This window comes from Candidatus Mycobacterium wuenschmannii (assembly GCF_030252325.1).
GTDB lineage: Bacteria > Actinomycetota > Actinomycetes > Mycobacteriales > Mycobacteriaceae > Mycobacterium > Mycobacterium wuenschmannii.
Genome location: NZ_CP126981.1, coordinates 2,291,807 through 2,314,873, shown reverse-complemented (window position 1 = coordinate 2,314,873; position 23,067 = coordinate 2,291,807). Strand labels below are relative to the sequence as shown.

At 68.1% G+C, this 23,067-nt stretch carries 14 protein-coding genes; 7 read left to right on the top strand and 7 right to left on the bottom strand.

What is annotated here, in order from left to right; all coding sequences use genetic code 11:
- Positions 1–4 precede the first annotated feature (4 nt).
- Positions 5–1,111 (bottom strand): magnesium/cobalt transporter CorA, encoded by a 1,107-nt coding sequence (gene corA, locus PT015_RS10885; protein ID WP_285190624.1) that lies wholly within the window; start codon positions 1,109–1,111, stop codon positions 5–7.
- 98 nt (positions 1,112–1,209) lie between these two features.
- A complete protein-coding gene (locus PT015_RS10880) occupies positions 1,210–2,709 on the bottom strand; it encodes a SulP family inorganic anion transporter (RefSeq protein WP_285190623.1) in 1,500 nt (499 codons plus the stop codon).
- A 363-nt stretch (positions 2,710–3,072) separates the two neighbouring features.
- On the opposite strand from PT015_RS10880, the gene PT015_RS10875 reads away from it, so the two are divergent.
- Genes PT015_RS10875 through PT015_RS10865 form a run of 3 tightly spaced genes read left to right on the top strand, consistent with a single transcriptional unit; the run spans position 3,073 to position 6,156 of the window.
- Positions 3,073–4,062 carry a malate dehydrogenase gene (locus tag PT015_RS10875; protein WP_285190622.1) on the top strand — a complete coding sequence of 330 codons (990 nt, stop codon included), beginning with the start codon at positions 3,073–3,075 and terminating at the stop codon, positions 4,060–4,062.
- Positions 4,063–4,120: 58 nt separating this feature from the next.
- Positions 4,121–5,311, top strand: a complete 1,191-nt coding sequence (locus tag PT015_RS10870) for an NAD(P)-dependent malic enzyme (RefSeq protein WP_285190621.1) — start codon at positions 4,121–4,123, stop codon at positions 5,309–5,311.
- Positions 5,308–6,156 carry a glycine betaine ABC transporter substrate-binding protein gene (locus PT015_RS10865; RefSeq protein ID WP_390887966.1) on the top strand — a complete coding sequence of 283 codons (849 nt, stop codon included), beginning with the start codon at positions 5,308–5,310 and terminating at the stop codon, positions 6,154–6,156. Before PT015_RS10870 ends, PT015_RS10865 begins: the two co-directional genes overlap by 4 nt.
- A 13-nt stretch (positions 6,157–6,169) precedes the next feature.
- Here the strand turns inward: PT015_RS10865 and PT015_RS10860 are convergent, their stop codons facing one another.
- The 5 genes from PT015_RS10860 to PT015_RS10840 all read right to left on the bottom strand — a co-directional run bounded on the left by PT015_RS10860 (position 6,170) and on the right by PT015_RS10840 (position 9,344).
- Complete coding sequence (locus PT015_RS10860; RefSeq protein WP_285190620.1) at positions 6,170–7,000, bottom strand: SDR family NAD(P)-dependent oxidoreductase; 831 nt, start codon at positions 6,998–7,000, stop codon at positions 6,170–6,172.
- A 139-nt stretch (positions 7,001–7,139) separates the two neighbouring features.
- A complete protein-coding gene (locus PT015_RS10855) occupies positions 7,140–7,424 on the bottom strand; it encodes a WXG100 family type VII secretion target (RefSeq protein ID WP_285188788.1) in 285 nt (94 codons plus the stop codon).
- A gap of 31 nt (positions 7,425–7,455) precedes the next feature.
- Positions 7,456–7,752: a WXG100 family type VII secretion target gene (locus tag PT015_RS10850; RefSeq protein WP_285188787.1), complete on the bottom strand. Its 297-nt coding sequence runs from the start codon at positions 7,750–7,752 to the stop codon at positions 7,456–7,458.
- A 56-nt stretch (positions 7,753–7,808) separates the two neighbouring features.
- Entirely contained in the window at positions 7,809–9,032 is a 1,224-nt protein-coding gene (locus PT015_RS10845; RefSeq protein WP_285190619.1) for a PPE family protein, read from the bottom strand.
- Positions 9,033–9,047: 15 nt separating this feature from the next.
- Complete coding sequence (locus PT015_RS10840; RefSeq protein ID WP_285190618.1) at positions 9,048–9,344, bottom strand: PE family protein; 297 nt, start codon at positions 9,342–9,344, stop codon at positions 9,048–9,050.
- Positions 9,345–9,644: 300 nt separating this feature from the next.
- Between PT015_RS10840 and PT015_RS10835 the strand changes: the two genes are divergently transcribed.
- The 4 genes from PT015_RS10835 to PT015_RS10820 all read left to right on the top strand — a co-directional run bounded on the left by PT015_RS10835 (position 9,645) and on the right by PT015_RS10820 (position 23,066).
- Complete coding sequence (locus PT015_RS10835; RefSeq protein ID WP_285190617.1) at positions 9,645–10,355, top strand: thioesterase II family protein; 711 nt, start codon at positions 9,645–9,647, stop codon at positions 10,353–10,355.
- 649 nt (positions 10,356–11,004) lie between these two features.
- Positions 11,005–12,750 carry an AMP-binding protein gene (locus tag PT015_RS10830; protein ID WP_285190615.1) on the top strand — a complete coding sequence of 582 codons (1,746 nt, stop codon included), beginning with the start codon at positions 11,005–11,007 and terminating at the stop codon, positions 12,748–12,750.
- Between the two features lie 258 nt (positions 12,751–13,008).
- Positions 13,009–18,291, top strand: coding sequence for a type I polyketide synthase (locus PT015_RS10825; RefSeq protein ID WP_285190613.1), 5,283 nt, complete (start codon positions 13,009–13,011; stop codon positions 18,289–18,291).
- Positions 18,291–23,066, top strand: coding sequence for a type I polyketide synthase (locus PT015_RS10820; protein WP_285190612.1), 4,776 nt, complete (start codon positions 18,291–18,293; stop codon positions 23,064–23,066). The genes PT015_RS10825 and PT015_RS10820 overlap by 1 nt, the downstream gene beginning before the upstream one ends.
- Position 23,067 lies beyond the last annotated feature (1 nt).

Genomic DNA, 23,067 nt, shown 5'->3' with positions numbered 1-23,067 from the left:
AAAACTACAGCCAGTCCCGCCGACGGAAGTTGCGGTGCAGTAGGAAGCAGATCAGCGCCGTCCCGAGCACGGTCGTCGGATAGCCCCAGTGCCACTTGAGCCCAGGCATGTACTCGAAGTTCATCCCGTAGATACCGGCGACCATCGTCGGGATCGCCAGCAAGGCGGCCCACGCCGACATCTTGCGCATGTCGGTGTTCTGCTGCATCTCCACCCGCGCCAGCGCCGCCTGCACCAGCGAACTCAGGTTCTCGTCGTAGCTGGCGATCTGGTCGGCCGCATGGGTGTGGTGGTCGCCGACGTCGCGCAGGTAGCGCCGGACCTCTTTGGAGATCAGGTCCTTGTGCTCGCTCTGCAACCGCGCGAACGGCACCTGCAGCGGGTTCACCGACCGGCGAAGCTCCACCACCTCGCGCTTGATCTGGTAGATCGGCTCGATCTGCGTCCGGTGGTCGGGCGCGAACGCCTCTTCCTCGATGGCGTCGATGTCGCTTTCCATCGACTCGGTGACCTCGAGATAATGGTCGACCACGGCGTCGGCGATCGCGTGCATCACCGCGAACGGGCCGAGCCGCAGGTGCTCAGGATCGGAGTCCATCCGCTTGCGCACATCCGACAGCCGGCCGTGGTCACCGTGCCGGACCGTCACCACGAAGTCCCGGTTGACGAACACCATGATCTCGCCGGTCTCGACGATCTCGCGGGCCAGCAGGGTCGACTCGTGCGGTACGTAGTTCAGCGTCTTGAGCACCAGGAACAGCGACTCGTCGTAGCGCTCCAGCTTGGGTCGCTGGTGTGCGCAGACGGCGTCCTCGATGGCCAGTTCGTGCATGCCGAACGCGTCGCCGACCTCCTGCATCTGATGCTCGGTCGGCGCGTGCAGACCGATCCAGGCGTAGGCGTTCTGGCCGCTCAGTTGCAGGTCGGTCACCTTGGCCCGGGCCTCGGCGTAGCTGAAGGTGCCCGGCAGTCGCTCGCCGTCGACGTAGATGCCGCAATCCACCACGGCCTGATCGGCGGGCGGGTCGATCGGCAGCGGACTGGGGGGCTCGTCCCGCTCAGGTCGTGCCAGAGGACGCAGCGTTTCCGGGATATCGCGAAACGAAGGCATCCCTCACCTCCCGTCGCTGCTCGGATCGGACAAAGCCTCGGTCATGCTACGCGCGTTCAATGGCAATCGCCTGCGAGAAGTAAGCGTCCGATCGGAGCTCAGTGCGCGCCGGCCAGCAGCGGACTCAGGTGTGCGTGCCGCTCGGCGCTGGTGTCGTTCATGCCGACGATCGAGACCGTTTTCCCTTTGGACTCGTATTTGCGCGTGATGGCGTCGAGCGTGGCCACGCTGGAGGCGTCCCAGATGTGGGCATCGCTCATGTCGATCACGATATTGTCCGGGTCCTCGGCGTAGTCGAACTGGTAGGGGAGGTCGTTGCTCGAGGCGAAGAACAGCTCGCCCTTGACCGCGTAGACGCGGGTGTCGTCGTCGGGATGCGCGACGTCCACGACGTCGGTCACGTGCGCGACCCGGCGGGCGAACAGGACCATTTCGGCCAGCGTGCCGACCGCCACGCCGTACGCCAGGTTGTCGGTCGCCACCGTCGCGGCCACCGTGGCCAGCATGACGAAGGTCTCGCTTCTGGGCATGCGTCGCAACGTCTTTGGGTTCACGCTGTGCCAGTCCATGGTGGCCACCGACACCATGATCATCACCGCGACCAGAGCGGCCATCGGAATCTTGGCGACCAGATCGCCCAGGCCGACCACCAGGGCCAGCAACAACGAGCCGGCCAGGAACGTCGAGATCCGGGTGCGGGCCCCGCTGATCTTCACGTTGATCATGGTCTGGCCGATCATCGCGCAACCGCCCATGCCGCCGAAGAATCCGGTGACGATGTTGGCCACGCCCTGCCCGACCGCCTCCCGCGACTTGTCGGAGTGGGTGTCGGTGATGTCGTCGACCAACTTGGCGGTCATCAGCGATTCCAGCAGGCCGACCAACGCCATCGCCAGCGCGTAGGGGGCGATGACGGACAGCGTGTGCGCCGTGAACGGGACGTGCGGTAACAGCAGCTGCGGCAGGCTCGTCGGCAACTGGCCCTGGTCTCCAACGTTCGGCACCGACCAGCCCAACCCCACCGCGGCCGCGGTCAGCACCACGATGGCCACCAGCGGCGCGGGCACGACCGTCGTCAGCCTCGGCAGCAGCACGATCATCGCGATGCCCGCCACCACCATCGGATACACCAGCCACGGCACCCCACGCAGGTGCGGCATCTGGGACAGGAAGATGAGGATGGCCAGCGCGTTGACGAAGCCCACCATCACGCTGCGCGGCACGAAGCGCATCAGCCTGGCCACTCCCAACGCGCCGAGGACAAGCTGGAACACCCCGGCCAGAATCACCGTCGCCACCAGGTAATCCACGCCGTAGCGCCGGGTCAGGGGCGCCACCACCAGAGCGACGGCGCCGGTGGCGGCCGAGATCATCGCGGGGCGTCCGCCGACGATCGCGATCGTGACGGCCATGGTGAACGCCGCGAACAACCCGACGCGCGGGTCGACCCCGGCGATGATCGAGAACGCGATCGCCTCGGGGATCAACGCCAGGGCAACCACCAACCCGGCCAGTACCTCCCGGCGCAGTCGGCGCGGCGAGCGCAGAGCCCCTAATACCGACTGGTCGTCGGTCGGCGAGACGGGCACGGTCGTCATCTCAACTCCGTTTCATACGGGCGCGCGTCACCGCGCGACTTCAGGTCAATTTCCAGCAGAATCGCTGCACTGTGCACGAGAAGCGTTGCCGCCGAGCGCCTTTGCCTCGGCCGCGAATGAATAACGCCTACCCGATCCGATCGGATCCGGGCCAAACTCGGCTATTGCAAACATTACCCATGCGAAAGGGTTCGCCCGCAAACGCAGCGGCGGCAATGTGGTCAAGCGCACAGCCGCGCGGAAGTAAGATGGCGCAGCTCACACCGGGGTGGGGTAGGGATTTTCCGGGTACGCCGGTGCACTAGTTTGGACCCGACGCCCCAATCCAGGCCTGCCCATACCTCCACTAAGGAGCGAATGACCGTGAGCACTGCCCCCCTGAAGGTCGCCGTCACCGGCGCCGCCGGCCAGATCGGCTACAGCCTGCTGTTTCGCCTGGCCAGTGGCTCGCTGCTGGGTCCCGACCGCCCAATCGAGCTGCGGCTGCTGGAGATCGAGCCCGCGCTGAAGACGCTCGAGGGTGTGGTGATGGAGCTCGACGACGGCGCCTTCCCGCTGCTGTCCGGTGTCGAGATCGGCGCCGACCCGAACAAGATCTTCGACGGCGTGAACCTGGCGCTGCTCGTCGGCGCCCGCCCGCGCGGCCCGGGCATGGAACGTGGCGACCTGCTGGAGGCCAACGGCGCGATCTTCACCGCGCAGGGCAAGGCGCTGAACTCCGTCGCCGCCAGCGATGTCCGCATCGGTGTCACCGGTAACCCGGCCAACACCAACGCGCTGATCGCGCTCAACAACGCCCCCGACATCCCCAAGGAGCGGTTCTCGGCGCTGACCCGTCTGGACCACAACCGGGCCATCTCGCAGCTGGCCAAGAAGACCGGCGCCAAGGTCACCGACATCAAGAAGGTGACCATCTGGGGCAACCACTCGGCCACCCAGTACCCGGACATCTTCCACGCCGAGATCGCCGGCAAGAACGCCGCCGAGGTCGTCAACGACGAGAAGTGGATCGCCGACGACTTCATCCCGACCGTCGCCAAGCGTGGCGCGGCGATCATCGACGCTCGCGGCAGCTCCTCGGCCGCGTCGGCCGCGTCGGCCACCGTCGACGCCGCCCGCGACTGGCTGCTGGGCAGCCCGAAGGACGACTGGGTGTCGATGGCCGTGGTGTCCGACGGCTCCTACGGCGTGCCAGAGGGTCTGATCTCGTCGTTCCCGGTGACCACCAAGGGTGGCGACTGGAGCATCGTGCAGGGTCTGGACATCAACGACTTCTCCCGCACCCGGATCGACAAGTCGACCGCCGAGCTCGCCGACGAGCGTAAAGCGGTCACCGACCTGGGCCTCATCTGACACACAGCGTCAAGCCGTCGATTAGGGCTACTAATGGGTAGTCAGTACGCTTGGCCGTGTGTCTGAGTTGATTGAATCGATACAGACCCGCATGGAAGAAAACGCGATCACCGATGCGGAGATTTTCGAAGCGCATTCCGGTGGCAAGCTCTCGGTCGGCCTGACGACCGCGCTGGACAGCCAGCGTTCGTTGTCGATCGCCTACACCCCGGGCGTGGCCCAGGTGAGTCGGGCGATCGCGGGCGACCACACGCTGGCATCGCGCTACACCTGGTCGGGCCGCCTGGTCGCCGTCGTGAGCGACGGCAGCGCGGTGCTCGGCCTCGGTGACATCGGCCCGGCGGCGTCGCTGCCGGTGATGGAAGGCAAGTGCGGGCTGTTCAAGGAGTTCGCCGGTCTGGATGCCATCCCGATCGTGCTCGACACCAAGGATCCCGACGAGATCGTCGAGACGCTGGTCCGGTTGCGCCCGACATTCGGCGCGGTGAACCTCGAGGACATCGCCGCCCCGCGGTGCTTTGAGATCGAGCGTCGCGTCATCGAGGCCCTCGACATCCCGGTCATGCACGACGACCAGCACGGCACCGCGATCGTGGTGCTGGCCGCGCTGATGGGCGCGGCGACGACGCTGGGCCGCGACATGGCGACGCTGCGCGTCGTGGTCTCCGGTGCCGGGGCCGCCGGCGTCGCGTGCGCCAATCTGCTTCAGGCCAAGGGCATTTCGGACATCACCGTGCTCGACTCGCAAGGCATCCTGCACCGCGACCGGGCCGGGATGAACGGCGTCAAGGCCGAGCTGGCCGGCCGCACCAACCCGTTGGATCGCACCGGTGGCATGGTCGAGGCGCTCGAGGGTGCCGACGTCTTCGTCGGGGTGTCCGGCGGTGTGGTACCCGAGGAACTCATCGCGACCATGGCGCCCAAGAGCATCGTGTTCGCCCTGTCGAACCCCGACCCGGAGGTGCATCCGGACGTGGCGGCCCGCCACGCCGCGATCGTCGCGACCGGACGCAGCGACTTCCCGAACCAGATCAACAACGTGCTGGCCTTCCCCGGTGTGTTCCGCGGCGCGCTGGACGCCGGCGCCCGCCGGATCACCGAAGAGATGAAAATGGCTGCGGCCGAGGCGATTTACTCGATCGCCGCCGACGATCTGGCGCACGACAGGATCGTTCCGAGCCCGTTGGACCCCCGGGTCGAACCGGCCGTCGCCGCCGCGGTGGCCGCCGCCGCAGACCCCACGGAGTGACCAGAGCCCGCTTCGGCGCGCTGGCGCTGAGCGCCGTGTTGGCGACGGCGGGGTGCGGTCACAGTGCCCACGGCCCCGCCGAGTTGGTGGTCGGTTCGCGCGCCGGTGTCGAGGCGACGCTGCTGGCCGACGTGTACACCGGCGCGCTGCGCTCGTACGGCTTTCCGGCCCGCACTGAGCAGGCGCCGAACCCGTTGTCCGAGTTGGACTCCGGGGCCTTCGTGGTAGTGCCCACCCTGACCGGCCGGGTGTTGCAGGCTTACCAGCCGGGGGCCGACGCGCGCGCCGACGCGCAGGTCTACAAGGCGATGATCGGCGCGCTGCCGGAGGGCATCGCCGCCGGCGACTACGCGACCGCGGCCGAGGACAAGCCCGCGCTCGCGGTGGCTGCGGCGACGTCAAAAGACTGGGGCGCAACCGATCTCGGCGTGCTGACCAAGCATTGCGAGGGCCTGATCGTGGGCTCGATCGCCGGCGCGGTGGTGCCGATGCAAGTCGGCAGCTGCCGGCTACCCGGGCCGCGCGAATTTCCCGACGACGCAGCGCTTTTCGCGGCAGTGAAGGCAGGCGAGGTCACGGCGGCCTGGACCACCACCGCCGACCCCAACGTGCCGACCGACCTGGTGGTGCTGACCGACGGCAAGCCGGCGCTGGTGCAGGCCGAGAACGTGGTGCCGCTGTATCGCCGCAACGAGTTGTCGACCCGGCAGCTGCAGGCCGTCAACGAGGTGGCCGGCGTGCTCGACACCGCGGCGCTGGTCGACATGCGACGCCAGGTCACTACCGGGGCCGATCCGCAGGCGGTAGCCGACGCGTGGCTCAACGAGCACCCGTTAGGCCGCTGAGGAGATCCCGCGGCTAGCGCGACGGCGGCTTGAGTCGGGCGATGACCGGGGCGAACAGCCGCTGGTAGCTGGGGCCGCTGAGCCGCACCAGCGCATCGAGGACGACCGCGTCCGGCCCGACCAGCACCCGCACCTTCTTCTGGCGGACACCGTCCAGGATGATTTCGGCCGCCCTTCGCGTGGTGGTGTTGGCCAGTCGCCGGTCGAACAGCTTGGCCACCTTCTCGGGGTTGACCCCGTCGGCGGCCAGGCTGTTGCGGGCGATCGCGGTCTTGATGCCGCCGGGATGCACCGAGGTGACCCGCACCGGGTGACCGTTGTGCACCATCTCCTGCGCCAGCGATTCGGTGAACCCGCGCACGGCGAATTTGGCGGCGTTGTAGGCGGCCTGGCCCGGCATGGCCATCAACCCGAAGAGGCTGGAGATGTTGATGACGTGGCCGTCGCCGGAGTCGATGAGGTGCGGCAGAAAAGCCTTGGTGCCGTTGACAACTCCCCAGAAGTCGACGTCCATCACCTTTTCGATTTCCTTGAACTGAGTGACTTCGACGTCGCCGGTGAAGGCGATGCCGGCGTTGTTGTAGATCTGGTTGACCTTGCCGTAGTGCTCTTTGATGTGGTCGGCGTAGACCTGGAAAGCCTCACGCTCGGTGACGTCGAGCCGGTCGGAGCGGACGGGTACCGAGATGGCCTTGAGTTGCTCCTCGGTGTCGGCCAGGCCTTCGAGGTCGACGTCGCTGATCGCCAGCGAGGCGCCCGAGCGGCCGAGCTCGAGGGCCAGGGCCTGGCCGATTCCCGATCCGGCGCCGGTCACGACGGCAACTTTTCCGGCAAAGCCTTCCATGGACGCTTCCTTGTCGCGGGGGTGTTGTTCAGGCTAGCCGGTACCGGCGGTATCGCCCGCGCGCGGGGTAACGCTGACGGCCCAAAAGCTGTGGCCCGCACACCTTGGGTGTGCGGGCCACAAGTGGTCGTGCGGGGTGTCAGGCCCAGCTGGACCCAACGGCGGAGTCGGTGCTCGACATGTTGTTGCCGGCGCTCTGCACCTTCTGGCCGTGGCTGTTCGCCTGTTCGTAGATGACCTGGAAGTTGCGACCCAACTGGGTGATGAACTCCTGGCAGGCGACCGAACCCGAGCCGCCCCAGAAGTCGCCGGCAGCCAGCACATCGCGGACGATGGCCTGGTGCTCGGCTTCCAGGGAAGCGGCCTGGGCGCGGATCAGGGCGCCGTGGGCATCCACGTCACCGAACTGGTAACTGATCGACATGACTGTTCTCCTAAGTAGTTTCGGTGATCGACTAGCTGGACAGGATCTGCTGCGAGGCCTGCTCTTGGCTCTCGTAGTGGTTGGCGTCGCGGATCAGTCCGTCACGGACCCCGTGCAGCATGTTCACGATGTTGCGGAAGGCCGTGTTCATCTGGCCCATGGTGTCGTAGGACGTGGCCTGAGCGGTACCGCTCCAGCCGGCGCCGGCGATGTTGGTGCTCGACGCCCACATCTTGCGGGCCTCGTCCTCAACGGTCTGGGCGTGGACGTCGAAACGGCCTGCCATGGCCCGCATCTCGTGCGGGTCGGTCATAAAGCGAGTGGGCATGTCTTTCTCCTATCGTGGGCGTTTGTCAGTGGGGCGTGGTGGTGCGATAACGAATTTTATCCGCCGGCCGGCGAACGGGGCATGACCTTGGCGGCGACACGCGAACCCATCGCGCTCATACCGCGTCCGGCCAATGCGCCCATCAGGCCCTGCGAGAACGGGCTGCTGGGCAGGCCGGTCGACATGCTCGGCGAGGCAACGCTGTTGCCCGGCAGCAGCGGGGCGGCGCGATCCATGCCCGCACCGGCACCGGTGTGCCAGGAGTGCGGCACGGACAGTCCGCCCGCGTGCATGGCGTTGGACATCTGGGCCTGGATCCCGGCTTGGATGCCGGCACCCCACTTGCCCAGCTGGCCGCTCACGCCTTCCATGACGGTCCCGGCCTTGCTGTCGATCAGCTTGCCGACGTTGTCCAGCAGCGAGTCCTTCATGCCGACCAGCGTGTCGCTGCTGATACCGGCACCGGAGCCGCTGCCACCGCCGCTCATGAACATACGAGCGGGCGTGCTGCCCAGCATGCCCATGTAGTACGTCGCCTGGACGGGCAGCAGGGCGGCCGACGGGTTAGCAGCAAGCGCCGTACCCAGTGCTGGCAGATAGGTCGACAGGCCAGTCAGCGAGGTCAGCGGGGCCACACTCGTACCCCCGAACAGGTTGCCGATGCCCTGGATCGCTCCCACGATTATCGACTCGAGACCGTTCGAGGCGACGTCAGCCGGCGCAGCCGCGGCAGCAGCTGCGGTGGCGTCCGACCCGCTCGTCACCAATGGTGCCGCCACGTGCTCGGGCAGCGTCGACGATGCCGTCGAGGCCTGGCTGTAGGTGTCCATGCCCAACGCGTCCTGGATCCACATCTCCAGGTACTCCGCCTCGTTCTGGGCGATCGCCCCGGTGTTCTGACCGAGGAAGTTGTTGGACACCAGCGTGGTGAGCATGGCGCGGTTGGCCTCGATCACCGGCGGCGGAACCATCGACGTGTACGCCGTCTGGTACGCGGCGGCCGCGGCCTTGGCCTGAGCGCCGGTCTGGGCGGCCGTCGCGGCGGTGCCCTGCATCCAAGCGATGTACGGCTCGGCGGCCGAGGCCATGTGAGCCGATGACGGCCCGAGCCACGGCCCGGTCGTCAGGTTGGTGACCGCGGTTTGGTACTGGGTCGCGGTCGCCTCGAGATCGGCGGCCAACTCGTCCCAGGCCGTCGCGGCCTCCAACAACGGACCAGACCCCGCGCCGGAATACATCAGCGCGGAGTTGATCTCCGGTGGTATCAGCGAAAAGCTCATCGACCTACGTCCTACCTAGCCGGCCGTCGCGGCGTTGGCCGCTTCGGTCAACGCGTAGGCGCCGGCGCCCGAGCGCAGCGCCTGCACGAGTGCCTCGTGCACCTCGGCGGCCTGAGCGGCGATCTGCTGATACAGCGCGCCATGCTGGCCGAACTGAGCCGCCGTCATCGCGGACACCAGGTCCGACGCCGCCGGCGCCAGGCTTGTCGTCGGCGCGGCCGCGGCGGAGTTGCGCGCAACCATCGCGTCCCCGATACCGGACAGCGTGCCTGCAGCCCCCTGCAACACGTCTGGTTGAGTAGTAACGAACATCTTCTAACCCTTTCCCACGACCCCGGCACGCACTGCCTGCGGACAGTACTCGAACCTGAGCGTTTGGATAGACCTCCCCTAGAGCGATTGCCACACGTGGTGGCGGGGAAATCGTAAGGCTTTTTTGCGATCCGCGATAGATGAATCGCGAAACCGCATCTCTCGAAAAAGGCTCAGTTATTTCTTGGCTTTTTCACAGGTTTTCAATTGATTAACTGAACGCCGTTAAGTCCGAGTGGTTCGGGCCGGCCCCGCCGCGCCCTTCCCGGCCACACATCGTGGGGACTGTATCGTTGCCGCGTGACTGGGCAGCCACCAAAGCTTTTCATCTTTCCGCACGCCGGGGGATCGGCCGAGTTTTACGTTCCCTTCGCCAAAGCCTTTGCCAGCGATATCAAACGCGTCGCCGTTCGGTATCCGGGACGCGGCGGTAATCACGACCTCGGGTCGTTCACCACGATCGGCGATCTGGCCGACAAGGTTTGCCAGATGATCAAGCCCCCGCAGGACCCGGAGGAGAAGTACGCCTTCTTCGGCCACAGCATGGGCGGCCTGCTGGCGTTCGAGGTGGCCCGCCGGTTCGAGCAGGCGGGCAGTCCGATTGCCGCACTGTTCGTCTCGGCCGTCGCGGCGCCCGGCCACGTCGGCTACGAACACATCCCCGAGTCGGACCGCGGCCTGCTGGACGCGGTGAGTGAGATGACGGGTGTCAATCCCGAGTTCCTCGAGAACGAAGAGTTCGCGGCGAGCATCTTGCCGACGCTGCGTGGCCTCAAGGCGATCTCTAAATACGACTGTCCGCCGGGTGAGAAGTTGTCCTGCCCAATCTCGGCGTTCCTGGGCTCCGACGACGAAGTGGCAACCCCGGAGAAGGTGCAGCCGTGGGTGGATCGCACATCTTCTGAGTTCACTATGAAAGCTTTTCCCGGACATCATTTTTATCTGACCGACCACATCGCTGAGTTGGTAAGCGAGATCGAGCCGAAGATCTTGTCCTCTTGTAGAGGTTGAGCCGCTGTAAAAAATGGCGATTGTCGGCAATAAAAAGCTGACGCAATCGTCAATCGAAAAGCTTTCGTGCATTGTTCCCAAACAATAGTTTATCGCCAATAACTTGGATATAACGACCGATAACTTGGACGGCTCGGCTGCCCCGTACCGGTTCGGGGTACCGCGCTTGGCCACCGACCGCGTTCAACTGGGGATTCTGAGAAAAAGTGAATAACGCCACATCAGCGCGTCGGCGTGGCGAAACCCAGCAAACCCCCTCGTTGGCGGAGGTTTCACGCTCGGCACAGGGGTCACACGGGCCCATCCCGACCGCAGGTGGCCGGCCCGCGCCGCGTCAGAACGACCTACACCCCCGCCACCACGCAAAAGGGGCGGCAAGTCTTTTCTTTATTAATAATTGGGCGATCGAACTGACCGTCCGGTAAGGTGGAGCCGCTGTGCCCGGCGAGTGGACATCTCCGGAAGCGGCGCGTATAGCAAACCTATGGTCCCAGCAATGACGCTGGCCGGAGCGGGTCTTATGTTTGGCGCAGGCATTAAGTTCTTGGGTTTTTGGTCCGAGATGCGCGAGGCCCCTGTTAATCTCCTGCATCACAAGCGCCCGTCTAGTTGGTGTCCGGGGCTCTAGATCTAAGGGGTGGTGGTCCCGATGGCAGTAACCGACGCATCGATTGCCGCAGTTCTACGTGAATGGGCCCGGCAGCAGCCGGAAGCACCGGCTTACACGTACCTCGACTTCGACGTCGACCCGGCCGGGTATCGCCAGACGCTCAACTGGGGCGAGCTCTACGGCCGTGTGCAGACGCTGGCCGCCGAGATCTCCCGGGTCGGCGCCCCTGGCGACCGCGCCGCGATCCTCGCCAACCAAGGCCTGGACTACGTCGTCGCCTTCTACGGCGCGCTGGAAGCCGGTCTGGTGGCGGTCCCGCTGCCGGTGCCGCAGTTCGGCGCCCACGACGAGCGGGCGACGGCGGCACTCCAGGACTGCGCTCCGACCGTGCTGCTGACCACCTCCGCTGTCGTCGACGACGTCGTGGGCTGCGCCCGGTCGTTGCCCGGCAAGGCGCCGGCGCTGATCGAGGTCGACAGCCTCGACCTGACCGCGGAGCCCGACTTCAACGTCCCGCCCGCGCCGCGGACCAAGACCGCCCTGCTGCAGTACACCTCCGGCTCCACCCGCACGCCCAAGGGCGTCGTGGTCACGCACAAGAACATCCTGGCCAACTGCCAGCAGGTGCGCGACGACTACTTCGAGGCCGAGGGTGCGGTGCCGCCGTCGGACACCACGCTGGTGTCCTGGCTGCCCGTCTACCACGACATGGGCCTGCTGCTGGGCATCACCGGCGCGCTGACCATGGGTCTGCACTCGGTGCTGATGAGCCCGATGGCCTTTCTGCAGCGGCCGGCCCGCTGGGTCCAGGAGATGGCGACCAACACCCGCGTCTTCACCGCAGTGCCGAACTTCGCGTTCGAGCTGGCGGCCCGCCGGACCACCGACGAGGACATGGAAGGTCTCGACCTGTCCGGCGTGCACACCATCCTGTCCGGCAGCGAGCGGGTGCACTCCGCGACCATCAAGCGCTTCACCGACCGCTTCTCTCAGTTCGGCTTCCCGGCCAGCTCGCTGAAGCCGTCCTACGGCCTGGCCGAGGCGATGGTCTACGTCAACTCCTCGGGCCCGAACAAGCCGCCGACCGTCGCGACGTTCGACTACGAGAAGCTGTCCGCCGGCCACGCCGAGGCCTGCGACACCGATAACGGGGTCGAGCTGGTCGGCGTCGGAACGCCGCGCGCGTCCACCATTCGCATCGTCGACCCGGAGACCCGGGTGGAGAACCCGGCGGGCATGGTCGGCGAGATCTGGCTGCACGGCGACAACATCGCCGCCGGCTACTGGCGCAAGCCGCAGGAGACGCAGAAGGCCTTCGGTGGTCAGCTGGTCGACCCGACGAGCGGAACCCCGCTGGGTCCGTGGCTGCGCACCGGTGACCTGGGCACGATCCACGAGGGCGAGCTGTACATCATCGGCCGCATCAAGGACCTGCTGATCGTCGACGGGCGGAACCACTACCCCGACGACATCGAGGCCACTACGCAGGAGATCAGTGGCGGTCGCGTCGCGGCCATCTCCATCGAGGACGGTCGTACCGAGCGTCTGATCGTGATCGCCGAGCTCAAGGACAAGGGCAACACGAAGGAGATGCAGGACCGTCTCCGCGACGTGAGAGCGCAAGTCACGTCAGCCATTTCGCAGTCGCACGGACTGCGGGTGGCCGACCTCGTCCTGGTTCCGCCCGGCTCGATTCCGATCACCACGAGTGGGAAGATCCGCCGTTCATCGTGTGTTGAGGTCTACCAACAGGACGACTTCAGCCGTTTGGATTCCACCGCTTAGTGGAGTCCCGACGGCTTTGCACCGCAGCGGGAGTAAAGCCAGTGTCTTCGTACAGTTTTTCAGTGTCCGCTGTGCAGGGGGGGTACCTTCGGCAACAGCCGTGTGGCGGTAACATCAGTCACTTCGGCTGGGTAGAACGTTGTGGGCGCGACGAGGCGAACCGACTGGACACGCCCGGATGACATCGGTGGGCGAGGCCGCGGTTCTCGCACACGGTGTACGACGACTACAACTTTCCGACAGACCGGGGGGAGCGCGATGACTGCTGCACCGTCGGACCGTCGGGCCATCATCACCGAGGCGTTGCGCAAGATCGACGATCTGACCGCGCGGCTGGAGATCGCGGAAAAAGGTGACACCGAACCGATCGCGGTGATCGGCATCGGCTGCCGGCTGCCCGGCGGCGCGAACACCCCCGACCAGTTCTGGCAGTTGCTGCAGGACGGCCGCAGCGGCATCGTGCAGGTTCCGCCGGAGCGCTGGGACGCCGACGCCTTCTTCGCCGACGACCACTCCATCCCGGGCACGATCGTCAGCAAGGACGGTGGATTCCTCACCTCTTGGCAGCCCGACGAGTTCGATGCCGAGTTCTTCGGGATCTCGCCGCGGGAGGCCGCGGCGATGGATCCACAGCAGCGGCTGCTGCTCGAAGTCACTTGGGAGGCACTGGAAAACGCGGGCATCACCGCGCCGATGATCCGCGGCAGCCAGACCTCCGTCTTCGTCGGAACGACGACGCACGACTACGGGCTGAGCCTGTCCGGCAAGCTGCCGCCGGAAGAGGTCGACCCGCACGTGCCATTCGGCAACGCGGCGAACTTCGCGGCCGGTCGGCTGTCCTACTTCCTGGGCGCGCATGGTCCCGCGGTCGCGCTGGACACCGCCTGCTCGTCTTCGCTGGTCACCGTCCACCTGGCCTGCCAGAGTCTGCGCCGCCGCGAAAGCGATCAGGCGCTGGCCGCCGGCGTGAACCTGATGCTCAGCCCGGAGAACAGCATCGCCACCTCCCGCTGGGGGATGCTCGCTCCCGACGGCCGCTGCAAGACGTTCGACGCCGACGCCGACGGCTACGTGCGCAGCGAAGGGTGCGGCGTCGTGGTGCTCAAGCGACTGAGTGACGCTGTGCGCGACGGGGATTCGGTGCTCGCCGTGGTCCGCGGGTCGGCGGTCAACCAGGACGGGCCGAGTAGCGGGCAGACCGTGCCGAGTGGTCCGGCCCAGCAGGCCGTCCTCCGTGCGGCGCTCGCCGCGGCGCGCCTCGAGCCGTCGGAGATCGACTACATCGAGGCCCACGGCACCGGCACCGCACTGGGCGATCCGATCGAATTGGGCGCTCTGCACCAGGTTTTCGGCGATCGGGCCGGTTCGGCACCGCTGGTGCTCGGGTCGGTCAAGACCAATGTCGGCCACCTCGAGTCGGCCGCCGGCATCGCCGGATTCATCAAGACCGTGCTCACCGTGCAGCACGGCGAGATTCCGCGGCACCTGCACTTCACCCAATTGACGCCCAACGCGGTCGAGGGGGCGGCGCAGTTCACCATCGCAGCCGACGGCATGGACTGGCCGGCCGTCGACCGCGCGCGCCGGGCCGGGGTGTCGTCGTTCGGTGTCAGCGGCACCAACGCCCACGTGATCATCGAGCAGGCGCCGGCCGCCGAAGTGGTTGCGCCACAACCGGAACCGACGATCACCACGCTGGTGGTCTCGGGTAAGACACCGGCGCGCATCGCCTCGACGGCGGCCACGCTGGCGGACTGGATGATCGGCGCGGGCGCCGCGGTGCCACTGGTCGACATCGCCCACACGCTCAACCACCACCGCACGCAGCACAAGTCGTTCGCGACGCTGGCCGTGCGCGACCGCGCCAATGCGGTCGCCGGCCTGCAGGCGCTGGCGGCCGGCCAGACCGCGATCGGGCTTGTCGAACCGCACGAGGGATTGTGTAAGCCCGGAACGGTTTTCGTGTACTCCGGTCAGGGTTCGCAGTGGGCCGGCATGGGTCGGCAACTGCTCCTCGACGAGCCGGTGTTCGCCGCGGCCGTCGAGGAATTGGAGCCGCTGTTCGTCGAGCACATGCGGTTCTCGCTGCACCAGATACTCGCCGAGGGGCAGCGAGTGACCGGCGACGCCCGCGTGCAACCCGTGCTGATGGGTCTGCAGCTGGCACTGACCGCGCTGTGGCGCTCCTACGGCGTGGAACCCGATGCGGTGATTGGACATTCGATGGGGGAGGTGACCGCGGCCGTGGTGGCCGGGGCGCTCACCCCGGACGAGGGCCTGCGGGTCATCGGAATCCGGTCGCGGCTGATGTCGCGGCTGGCGGGCCAGGGCGCGGTCGGCCTGCTCGAGATGGACGCCGACGCGGCGACGGCGTTCCTCGCCGACTACCCCGAGGTGAGCATCGCGGGATTGCTGTCGCCGCGCCAGACGGTGATCGCCGGCGCGGTGCCACAGGTCGACGCCGCGATCGAGGCGGCCAGTGCGCAGGAGCGCTTCGCGCGCCGGGTGAACATGGAAGTCGCCTCGCACACGTCGCTGATGGACCCGATCCTCGCCGAATTGCGTTCGGAGCTGGCCGATTTGAAGCCTCAGGCGCCGACCATCCCGTTCATCTCCACCGTCGCCGACCCGAACACCGCGCCGACGCTGGACGCCGACTACTGGGCCGACAACGTGCGCCAGCCGGTGAAGCTGCACCAGGCCGTCACCGTCGCCGCCGCGCAGCACGCCACCTTCGTCGAGGTCAGCCCGCACCCCACGCTGGCCCACGCGATCACCGAGACCCTGGAGTCATCGCACCACCACAGCGTTGGGACGTTGTCGCGCAAGGGCGATGACACCGTCAGCTTCCACACCAACCTCAACAGCACACACGTCCTGCGCCCGCCGACGCAGCCGCACCCGCCCGAGCCGCACCCGGTGCTGCCGAGTGCGCCGTGGCACCACGCGAAGCACTGGATCAGCCCCGACGAGTTCGTGAAGACCGCCGAGACTGCGCCGCAGCGCGGAACCCTGCTGGGCCAGCACATCCCGGTGGCCGCGTCGCCGCCCACGCACCTGTGGCAGGCCCGGCTGGCGTCCAGCACCAAGCCGTACCCGGGCGCGCACCACAACAACGGCGTCGAGATCATCCCGATTTCGGTTCTGCTGCAGACCCTTTCGACCGCGGCCAGCGAGTACGACGCCGCCGCGCTGTCCGACATCCGCTTCGACTACCCGATCGTGGTCGGCGAGTCACGGGCCGTCCAGGTCGTCGCCGACGGGGGATCCGTCACGGTGTCCTCGAGCGCCTCGGGGTCGGGCTGGATCCGGCACGCCACCGCGCGCATCGCCCGCGACGTCCCGGCCACCGGCCCGGCAGACGCCGTCGCCGCCGCGGGTGCGGTTGACGGCGAGTTCTCCGACGACGAGGTGACCTCGTTCTGGCAGACCTGGGGCAGCGAGGGCCGCCCCTTCGGCTGGTCGATCGGCTCGTGCGCAGCCAAGGCCGGCGAACTGCACGCCGACGTCGAACTCACGCAGGCATCGTCAGTTGCATTGCTGGACGCCGCAATTCACGTCGCCCGGCTGCTGGACAGCGATAATCCCCGCCTGATGGTTCCGGCCGCGATCGCCAGTGTGCGATTCGCCGACGCACTCGCCGACTCGCGCGGTCGCGTCGAGGTGCGCCGTCGCGGCGGCAACGACGACGAACTCGTCGTCGACATCACCGCCACCGCACCGGACGGGGGGACCGTCCTCGAAGTGCGCGGACTGCGCTACGCCGCGGTCGACGCGGCCGCCGCCGGCCGCAGCGACGACCCGACCGCGATGGTGCACGCCATCGACTGGCAGCCGTTCACTCCCGACGACGGCGAGCATGTCGCCGGCGCGAGCACCCTTGCGGTGTTGGGCGACAACGAGATTGCCGGCGGACTGCGCGACGGGCTGGCGGGCGGCGGCTACCAGACGGCCGCCATCGCCGACGCGCGCTACGTGCTCTACGTCGCCGAATCCCGTTCCGGCGAAAGCCATGTCGACGGCGCCGTGCGGATGTCTATGGAGCTGGTGGAGCTGGTTCGCACGCTGGCCGAGCGCGACGAGAGCCACCCGGCCACGCTGTGGATCGTCACCCGCGGGGTGCGCGAGGGCAGCTCGGACGCCGCCGTCGCGCAGAGCCCGCTGTGGGGCACCGCCGGCGTCATCCGCGCCGAGCAGCCGCAGCTGTGGGGTGGTCTGGTCGACCTGCCGGAGGACGCCGCGATCGGTGCCCTGATTCCGGCACTGGCCCCGATGCTGCGCACCCCGGCCAAGTCGATCCTGTCGCTGCGCGACGGCGAATTCACCGCGCCCGGTCTCAAGACCGTGACCGGTGAGCCGGCGCGCGAGCCACTGCGCTGCCGCCCGGACGCGGCCTACTTGGTCACCGGTGGACTGGGTGCGCTCGGCCTGCTGACCGCGGGGTGGCTCGCGGACCGCGGTGCCCGGCGACTGATCCTGGCCGGCCGCACCGCACTGCCGCGGCGTCGCGACTGGGACAGCGACGGCAACGACTCCGCCACGCGGGAGAAGATCAGCGCGATCCGGGCGCTCGAGGCCCGCGGCGTGGTCGTCGAAGCCGTCGCCCTCGACATCGGCTCGGTCGAGGCCGTGCAGGCCCTGCTGGCCAAGCGCGACGAGGAAGGCGCGGCACCGATCCGCGGCGTCGTGCACGGCGCCGGCATCACCGACGCCGAGCTGTTCACCGAGCTGGAAGAGGGCCGGCTGCGCCGCACCGTCTGGCCGAAGATCGCGGGTGCACAGGTGCTGCACGAGACCTTCCCGCCGGGCACCCTCGACTTCCTGTTCCTGACGGCCGCGGCCGGCGCGGTGTTCGGCGTTCCGGGCCAGGGCGCCTACGCGGCGGCCAACGCTTACCTCGACGGCCTGGCGCAGGCCCGGCACCGCCAGGGCGACTTCACCGTCAGCCAGGACTGGGTGGCCTGGCGCGGGCTCGGCTTCGGTGCCGAGGCGCAGATCGCGCTGGCCGAACTCGAGCGGCTCGGATCCCGCGCGATCACGGCCGAGGAGGCGTTCGCGGCCTGGGACCACCTGGCCCGCTACGACGTCGCGCAGGCGGTCATGGCGCCGATGGCTTCGGCCGACGCAGAATCCGGTGCCGACGAGCCGCGCGCGGCGACCCCGGCCTGGTCGGAGATGGACCCCGAGGACGTTCGCGAGCAGTTGCAGATTGGTCTGCGCGCGATCCTGGCCCGCGAGCTGCACCTGGCCGAGGCCGACCTCGACCTGGACCGGCCGTTCGCCGAATACGGGCTCAACTCGGTGATGGCGATGTCGGTCCGGCGGGACACGGAATTGTTTGTCGGGATCGAGCTATCCGCGACCATGCTGTTCAACTATCCGACTATCGTTGCGCTCGCGGAACACCTTGCGAAAAAGGTGGCACCACAGCCGGAATCGGATAACGACATCGACATTTTGGGCGATTCGGACGGCGGCATATTGGGCGAGCTGTTCGACAGCGTGGAGTCGGCACCGGCTGGCAGTGAAAGGGGCATCTGATGACGTCCTCGTATGACGAGGAAGCGCTACGGCACTGGCTGGCCGACTACCTGGTGACCACCGTGGGTTGCAGCCCCTACGACATCGACTTCGACGCCCCGATGAGCGATCTGGGACTGGGCTCACGGGACGCCGTGGTGCTCTCCGGCGAACTGACCGAGCTGCTCGGCCGCAAGGTCTCGCCGGTGGAGTTCTGGCAGCACCCGACGATCGCCGATCTGGCCCGGTTCCTCACCGGCACCGAGGCCTTCGGTGCTGAGGACGAGCTCGAGGTGAACCGCGGTCATCTGGACGAGCCGATCGCCATCGTCGGTCTGGGCTGCCGCCTCCCCGGCGGCATCACCGGGCCCGAGGAGTACTGGCAGTTCCTGTCCGAGGGCGGGAACGCGGTCACCGAGGTGCCCGCCGAGCGCTGGGCGCCGTTCGACGACGGCACGCCCGAGGTCGCGGCGGCGCTGGCGCACACCACCCGCCACGGCGGCTACATGGACAACCTCGACGACTTCGATGCCGAGTTCTTCGACATCTCCAGCCGTGAAGCCGTCAAGATGGATCCGCAGCAGCGCATGTTGCTCGAAGTCGCCTGGGAGGCACTGGAACACGCGGGCATCCCGCCGAGTTCGCTGCGCCGCTCGCAGACCGGTGTGTTCGCCGGCGCCTGCTACACCGACTACGGCTATGTCGCCGGCATCGACCTGACCAACGTCGACGCATGGACCAATTCCGGTGGTGCGCTGAGCATTATCGCCAACCGGCTGTCGTACTTCCTCGACTTCCGCGGGCCGTCGGTCACCGTCGACACCGCGTGCTCGTCGTCGATCGTCGCGCTGCACCTGGCCTGCCAGAGCCTGCGCATCGGCGACTCGGACGTCGCGCTGGCCGCCGGCGTCAACCTGATGCTGGCGCCCTCGGTGGTGCGCGCCTTCGACCAGACCGGCGCGCTGTCGCCCACCGGCGCCTGCCACGCGTTCGACGCCGACGCCGACGGCTTCATCCGCGGCGAGGGCTGCGGCGTCGTGGTGCTCAAGCGTCTCGGCGACGCGGTGCGCGACGGCGACCGGGTGCTCGCCGTGGTCCGCGGGTCGGCGGTCAACCAGGACGGCCGCTCGAACGGCCTGCTGGCCCCCAACCCCGCGGCCCAAATGGCCGTGCTGCGTTCGGCTTACGCGAATGCGGGCCTACAACCGCACGACGTCGACTACGTCGAGGCGCACGGCACCGGCACGCCGCTCGGCGACCCGATCGAGGCGCGCGCGCTGGGCACGGTGCTCGGTCGCGGCCGCGCCGAAGACGCGCCGCTGCTGATCGGTACCGCCAAGACCAACCTCGGCCACCTCGAGGCCGCCGCCGGCATCGCCGGTCTGATCAAGACCGTGCTGTCGGTTTACCAGGGCAGCATCCCGCCGAACCTGCACTTCAACAACCCGAACCCGCACATCCCATTCGACCAGTTGCGGCTGAAAGTCGTTGCCGAGCAGACGGATTGGCCGGAGACCGGCCAGCCACGCCGTGCCGGTATCTCGTCGTTCGGATTCGGTGGCACCAACGCGCACGCGGTGATCGAGCAGGCCCCGCCCGCCGTCCCGGTGATCCGGGAGGCCGACCCGGTCGTGACGACGCTGGTGCTGTCGGGCAAGTCGCCGGAACGGATCGCCGCCCAGGCCGCCTCCTTGGCCGAGTGGTTGCAGGGCGCCGGCGCCGAGGTGCGCCTGCCCGATATCGCCCACACCCTGAGCTACCACCGCGAGCGGCACGCCCAGTTCGCCACCGTGTGTGTCCGCGACCGCGAGCAGGCGGCGGCGAGCCTGCAGGCGCTGGCCGAGGGCCGCAGCGCCGACGGCGTCGTCGGTGCGCACGACGGACCCTGCAGTCCCGGAACGGTGTTCGTGTTCTCCGGGCAGGGGTCGCACTGGGCCGGCATGGGCAAGCAGTTGCTGGCCGACGAGCCGGTGTTCGCCGAGGCGATCGCCGAGCTCGATCCGATTTTCGTTGAGCAGGTTGGCTTTTCGCTGCAGGACATCATCGAGAACAGCAAGCCGATCAGCGGTGACGCGCAGGTGCAGCCGGTGTTGATGGGTCTGCAGTTGGCGCTCACCGAGCTGTGGCGCTCCTACGGCGTGCACCCCGACGCGGTGATCGGCCACTCGATGGGCGAGGTCACCGCGGCCGTCGTGGCCGGCGCGCTCAGCGTGGTCGACGGCCTGAGGGTGATCGCGAATCGCTCGAAGCTGATGTCGAGGATGGCCGGTCAGGGCGCGGTGGCGCTGCTCAAGCTCGACCCCGAGGCTACCGAGGCGTTGATCGCCGACTACCCGGAAGTCAGTGTGGCGGGCTACATCTCGCCGCGTGAGACGGTGATCGCCGGGCCGGTGGCCCCGGTCGACGAGGTCGTCGCCGCGGTCAGTGCGCAGAACAAGTTCGCCCGCCGGGTCAACATGGAGGTGGCCTCGCACACCGCGTTCATGGATCCGATCCTCGGCGAATTGCGCACGGCGCTGGCCGATCTGACGCCCGAGATCCCGACCATCCCGTTCTACTCGACGGTGATGGAGGGCTTCCAGTCGCCGATGCTGGACGCCGACTACTGGGTGGCGAACGTGCGTCAGCCCGCGCGGCTGAGCCAGGCCGTCGCCGCCGCCGCGGAGGAGCACGGCACCTTCATCGAGATCAGCGCGCACCCGATCCTGACCAATGCGGTGGGCGACACCGTCGAGTCCGGCAGCCACCACCACAGCGTCGGCACGCTGTGGCGCGACGGCGACGACACGCTGCGGTTCCACACCAACCTCAACACCGTGCACACCAGCCACCCGCCGCAGACCACCCACCCGGTCGAGCCGCACCCGGTGCTGCCGACCACGCCGTGGCACCACAGCAAGTATTGGGTGACCACACGGCCGATCACACCGATCAGAAGCGTTGCGAGCGGCGCTGATTCGGGCTCGGCAGCCGGATCTGCCGACGGGCCGATCCCCGCGGAGTGGTACCTGAAGCTGGCCTGGCCGGCCCGCGAACTGGCCGGCGCGGCCGCTCAGACCGACGCCACCGATGCCTCGTGGCTGGTCGTCACCGACACCGGTGTGGGCGAGGAGATCGGCCGGGTGCTCGGCGACGAGTTCGCCGCGACCGTCGAGCCGACCTCGCTGCTGGCCGAGGGCGCCGACGCATCGGCGATCACCGACGCGCTGGCCGGGGTCACCCACGTGCTGTACGCGCCGCAGGTCTCCGGCGGCCAGTTCGACTTCGAGGACGGCTATGCGCTGTTCAACGCCGCGCGCCGGCTCAGCGCGGCGATCGCCGAAATGGGCGTCGCGCCAAAGCTTTACCTGCTGACCCGCAACGCGCAGCCGGTGAGCGACGGCGACCGCGCCGTCGCGTCGCAGGCCGTGCTGTGGGGCCTGGGCCGCACGCTGGCGCTGGAGCACCCGGAGTTCTGGGGCCGCGTCATCGACCTCGACGAGTCGGTGCCGGACAGTGTGGCCGCCCGGTACGTGGTCGACGAGGCGCAGGCCGCCGACGACGAGGACCAGGTGGTCTACCGCGCCGGCTCGCGCCGGGTTCCGCGTCTGCAGCAGGCCTTCCCGCCGTCGACGCTGCCGGCCGAATTGTCGGCCGACAGCGCCTATCTCGTGATCGGCGCAACCGGAAACATCGGTCCGCACCTGGTCCAGCAACTGGCCGACTCGGGCGCGGGCACCGTGGTCGCGGTGTCCCGCAACCCCGGTTCGAAGCTCGACGACCTCGCGGCGCGGCTGAAGCCGTCGGGCACCACGCTGGTGACCGCCGCCGCCGATGCCGCCGACGAGGCCGCGATGAGCGCCGTATTCGACCGCTTCGGCAAGGATTTGCCGCCACTGGCCGGCATCTACGTGGCGGCTTTCGCCGGCGGCCCGACCGAGTTGCTGCAGATGACCGAAGAAGACGTCACCGCGATGTTCCGGCCCAAGCTGGACGTGGTGTCGGTGCTGCACCGACTGTCGTTGTCGCACAAGGTCGATCAGTTCGTGCTGTTCTCGTCGATCTCCGGCCTGACCGGGTCGCGCTGGCTGGCGCACTACACCGCGACGACGACGTTCCTGGACACCTTCGCGCTGGCCCGCCGGGCCGCCGGGCTACCGGCCACCGCGGTCAACTGGGGTCTGTGGAAGTCGTTGTCCGACGGGCAATCCGAGGAGGAGCGTCAGGTCACCTTGGCCTCCGGCCTGGAGCCGATGGCCGACGACGTCGCGATCAGGGCGCTGCCGCTGCTCACGGGACCGGGCGCCGGGTCGCGGCCGACCGTCGTCGCCGCGGACTGGCCGCTGCTCGCCGCGGCATACCGGACCCGGGCCGCGTTGCGCATCGTCGACGACCTGCTGAACACCGACGCGGCCGGCGCCGAGGGTGCCGCCGCCCGCAGCACCGAGTTCCGGGATGCGTTGCGCGAGGCCGACCCGACGCGGCGCCGCGGCCTGCTGGTCGATCACGTCACCGCGCAGGTGGTCGGGGCGATGGGCCTCGCCTCGGCGCAGTTGCTGGACCCCACCGCGGGCTTCTTCCAGTCCGGCATGGACTCGCTGATGAGCGTGACGCTGCAGCGGGCGCTGTCGGACAGCCTGGGCGAGACCCTGCCCGCGTCGGTGGTGTTCGACTATCCGACCGTCGAGGCGCTCTCGGAGTACCTCGCCACGCTGCTGCCGGAGGTGGCCGAGGCCGCCGAGGACGACAGCGCCGACGACTACGACGACTTCAGCGACGACGAGCTTCTGAAACAGCTGTCGGAAAGGCTTGGTTAGG